Genomic DNA, 4667 nt, shown 5'->3' with positions numbered 1-4667 from the left:
TCTCGGGGTTGTAGTACGGGTAGACGGCCGACTCGCCGTTCACCGCCTTCACCACCATCGTCGCCTTGAGGTGGAACGAGAAGGCCAGGGGCTTCCCCGGCTCGACGCGATCGACGTAGACGATGATCTGCCGCGCCGCCGGCTCGAACCGCGAGATCCCCTTCCCCACCAGCGCCGCGAGGTCCTCGCTCTGGATCTCGAACCCCGGGGGCACCGCGAGATCGACGATGACGTTCGTCGCGGCCATCGGCGTGTTGTTCGTGACGCGCACCTTCTCGGTGACCATCTCGTCCTTCGCGAGCGTCGTCTTGTCGTAATCCACGTCGATCGACAGGATCGGCTTCGCCGGGGGCGGGATCTTCGCCCACGGAACGTAGTATCGGGAGACGATCTGGTAGAGGAGGTTTCCCTTCCCGGAGAACGAGAGCCTCACCTCGTTGCGACCTTCCCGCGCGTTCTTCCCGCAATCGACCTGCCGCATCAGATCGGCGTCGGCCGGCGTGACGCGCAGCGAGGCCGCCTCGACGCCGTTGCACGTGACGCCGACCGTCGCGTCGGTGTCGGACGAGCCCCCCTCGAGCGCCAGGAGCAGGGCGCGCAGCGACCAGACGGTCGCCTGCGTCGTCTGCCACGTGCCGAACGAGTCTTTGGATCGGATGAGCTGCGTCAGCGCCTTGCGCGCCGTCTCGGGCTGGACGCCCGTGCGCAAGAGCGCGTACGCCGCGAGGCCCGTCGTCTCCAGATCGGCCGATCCCTCGGCGGCGCCGGTGAAGGTGGCCGACTTCGTCCCCCACATCACGCCGCCGTCCTTCTCGATTTTCATCGACGCGAGCTTTTCCGCGGCGGCGCGGGCATCGGCCGACTTCCTGTCCTGCGCGGCAAAGGCGTTCGTCACGAGCGCCATCGCGTACGCGTCGGCGGCTGCGGAAATCTGTCCGCGGAGGTAGGAGAGTGCGCGCTCGACCTCGGGGCCGTGGTATCCCGACTCGCCGAGGGCCCACGCAATGTAGGCGGTCGTCCTCAGGGTGTCGGACTGCCGGTTGATGATCCCCTCGGCGATGCCGCCCCTGTCCTGCTCCCACGTTCCATCGGGCTTCTGGCGGCCCGCGAGCCACCTCTGCGTGCGCTCGATGAGGGCGGGATCGACGTCGTGCACCTTCGCCATGTCCGAGAACTCGAGGAGGCCGTAGGCCGTGAGCACCTGGTGGGCCGGCGCCTGGCCGAACCACGAGAAGCCGCCGCCCGGCACCTCGAAGGTGACGAGGCGCTGGTATCCGACGTTGATGTACTGCTCGGCCTTCATCTGGAGCTCGGGCTTCACCTGCTTCGTCCCTTTGAGGTACGAGAGGACGAGGACGTTCGGGTACGTCGTCGACGACGTCTGCTCGAAGCAGCCGTTCGGCATCCGGAGGAGCGCCTCGAGCCCTTCCACGGCCTGCGAGAAGATGCCGGGGTAGATCTTCACGAAGAGGCTCGACGCCCCCGCGATCGCCTCGGGGGGAATCGTGACGTCCTTGAAGACGCCGGCGTCGAGGCGGTCGTTCACGGTGTCGCGGAACTCGCGCCCCTCGGGGAGGATCTCGATCTCCTTCTTGATCGCGTCGCTGAGCTTCGTCCCGCGCGCCGTCACGGTGAGGGTGTGGCGCCCGAACTTCTCGACGCGGATCGGGAAGACGAGGCCGGCCACCTCGCTCGCGCCGAGCGTGACCTCGGCTTTCCCGGCGCCCCGCGCCGCGGCCCCTTCGCCCGGAAGCGCGGTGAACCAATCGCCGGCCTCGAGCGTCAGCGAGACGGTCTGCGATCCCGGCAGGTAGTTGTAGAGCGCGACGGGGATCGAGATCTCGTCGCCGCGCGTGAGGGAGATCGGGAGATCGAGGTCGACGAAGAAATCCTGGAAGACGCGAAGCGGCGCCTGCGCGCTCCCGAGCTTTCCGTCGGCATCCCCCGCCATCGCCGTGAGGCGCCAGGTCGTGATCGAGTCGGCGAGCGGGATGGTCACGCGCGCGCGGCCGGAGCCATCGGTGATGACCGACGGGTTCCAGTACAGCGTCTCCGGGAAGAACTGGCGAACGCGAGGAGCCTCGCCGCCGGCTGCCGGCTGCGACTCGGGCGCGGAATCGGTCACGCCCGGGGAGAGCGTCAGGATGTTCTGGAAATTATGTCCAATTACGGGCATCGCCTTCATTGCCATGACGTCGCCGTGCGCTTGGACCCGGATTCCCTCCACGGCTTCGAGTCTCAGATTCTGGCCGAACTCGCCGCCTGCGGAGAGGTCGTCCTCGGTACCGAACTTTCCGTCCGGGCCGGCGCTCTCGAGCATGAACGAGAAGTCGTCACCCGTGCGCCGCTGAAACCTGTACGACCTTCCCCACGGATCGCGGAGGGCCGAAGGGCGGAGGAACTTTTCGTCCACGAGACGGCCTTCTTCTCCCGCCGGGAGGGAGTTGACGTGACGCGCCCGCCATCGCTCGAGCGCGCCCCGGATCACCTGCCAATTCTTTCCCATCTCTTCGATCCATCCGGCCTTCGCCTTTTCGAAGCGCGCCTGCCAGGTGTTGCCGCGGACGGTGAAGTCCCCCATCACGGGGGCCGCCGCGAAGACGACGCGCGCCGCCTCGTCTCGGAGCCGCTCGTCCCGTCGCGCCGAGTCGCGCGCCTCTGGATGCGGCATCGGGATCGGGAGCGGCCTCTGACCGACGATGTCGCCGGGCTCGAGGCCGTGGACCTCGTACTTCGGTTCCATCAATTCGCGCTCGAGGGTGAAGTAGATCTTCTCGAGGCCTGGCTGCAGCTCCGATAGCGCGAAGACGCTCTCGTCCACGCCGGCGACGCCGACGGACGATGCCACCCCTTTGCCCCCGGTGCCGGTCACCGTGAGATCGACCTGCGCGTCCTCGCCGGGGCGGTAGCTGGCGAGGGCCGGACGAATGGCGACGGTCAGATCCCCCGCGTGGCGCACGTAGATCGTCCGCGTGTCGCGAACGATGTTCTCGTCGGCGAGAATCCGGTAGGCGTGGATCTGGATCGTGCCGGCCAGATCGACCGTCAACGGCAAGGCGATAGCTCCGCGCCCGTTCTCGAGCTCGATCGCTCGCGTGAGAACCGTCTGCCGATCGCGGACGACGTCCACGAAGACCGAGCCCGCTCGCGCCGGCGAGAAGACCTTCACGTTCAACGTTTCTCCCACCGAGGCGACGGCGTTCGCGATCGCCAGGATCACGCCGTCACCTTTCGGCCCCGAGGCCGCGAGATCAATCGTCGTCGAACCGGTGTCGCCACGATCGTCCGAAGCGCTGAGCGCGAGGTGCGCGCTGTCGCGGGACGGGGTGAAGGTCAGCGTCGCGATGCCGAGCTCGTCCGTCTTGAGCGAGCCGCCTTCGACGCCTGTCGCCCCCTGGACCTCCACGGTGGCGCGGGCCGGGGTGCCGTCGGGGTACGCGGCCGCGATGTAGATGGTGTTCGGGACGCCGGCGACCAGGTCCCGGCTCGCGGGAATGGCAACGACGTCGAGGAGATCGCGCGACACCGGGATCGACGCGCGCCCCTTCTCCTGATGATCGGCGGCATCCGCGATCGACGCCTCGAATTGTACCGTCGCCTTCCCATGTTCCACCGGCTGGCCCACGAAAGTGTCGGGAAGCTGGTACTCGAACGCGTAACTCCCCGTCGCATCGGTCGTCCCCTCGATGCGGCCGATCTCCTCCACCCCCACCGTGATCGTGGAGACTCTCATCGTGATCTTCCCCGACGCGACGGGCTTCCCGAAGAAATAGTCGGCCTGGAGCGAGCCCTGCACTCGTTCGCCGGGGCGGTAGTACGGCTTGTCGGTCTTCACCGTGACCTTGAACTTCGGAAGGACGTAGCGATCGACCGTGACCTTCTTCTCCACCGTCGCGATCGGGTTCGTGACCCGCAGCGTGTAGAGGCCGGCGTTGACCTCCGACGCCAGGACGAAGTCGGCCGAGGCGACGCCGAATCGGTCCGTCTCCACCAGTTTCCGGAAGACCTTGTTCCCCTTCGCGTCCTCGGCCTCGAACGTCAGTGACGCAACAGCGAGCGGCCGGCGCGCCGGCTTCCGGAGTGCGAGCGCCCGGAGGTGAATCGTCTGCCCGGGCTGGTAGAGCGGCTTGTCGGTCGTCAGGAGGACGTCCGCCGCATCGAAGAGCTCGACGTCCTGCGCGAAGACGTCGTCGCCGGCGGCGCTCGCGACGTCGATCGTCAGCCGGTACAGCCCGGCCTTCGTCGCGGGAATGGGGAATGACGCGTCCAGAGTGCCGAGCGAGGTCGTCGGCCCGGAGTACAGAAATCGGTTCGGCCCCACCTTTCCATCCGGCGTTCTCGAAGCGAGGGAAATCCTGACGGCGGCCGCGAGAGGTCTGCCGCGATCGTGGTCTTCGACGAGGACGCGCATCGCCGCCCGGCTTCCCGTGATGAAACGGCTCTGCCCCAGGACCCGCACCTCGAGGGGGCTGAGATGGACCGGCGCCGGGGCGGCCAGGGCCGCGACCGCCGCGAAAACGACGAAACTGCCGACGACAATGGCTCTCGCTCTCATCGAATCCTCCGACCGGCCGCGCAGGATGAAGCCGGCACTGGATGAGACACCGGCGGTCGCCGATGGTTCCCTTAATCATGAGAGAGCGTCAAGCGGGCCAACCGCCCTGCCC

Annotated in this window: 1 protein-coding gene; it reads right to left on the bottom strand. The window is 67.7% G+C overall.

The features are described 5' to 3' along the window. Window positions 1-4555 (bottom strand): type II secretion system protein GspG (locus HY049_17860; GenBank protein MBI3450765.1); only part of this gene is annotated, 4555 nt, incomplete at its 3' end. Window positions 4556-4667: the final 112 nt, after the last annotated feature.

The organism is Acidobacteriota bacterium, from assembly GCA_016195325.1.
In the GTDB taxonomy this organism is placed as follows: Bacteria; Acidobacteriota; Polarisedimenticolia; order JACPZX01; family JACPZX01; genus JACPZX01.
Note: the sequence above shows the minus strand (reverse complement) of the source record. Positions and strands in the feature narration are given on the sequence as shown.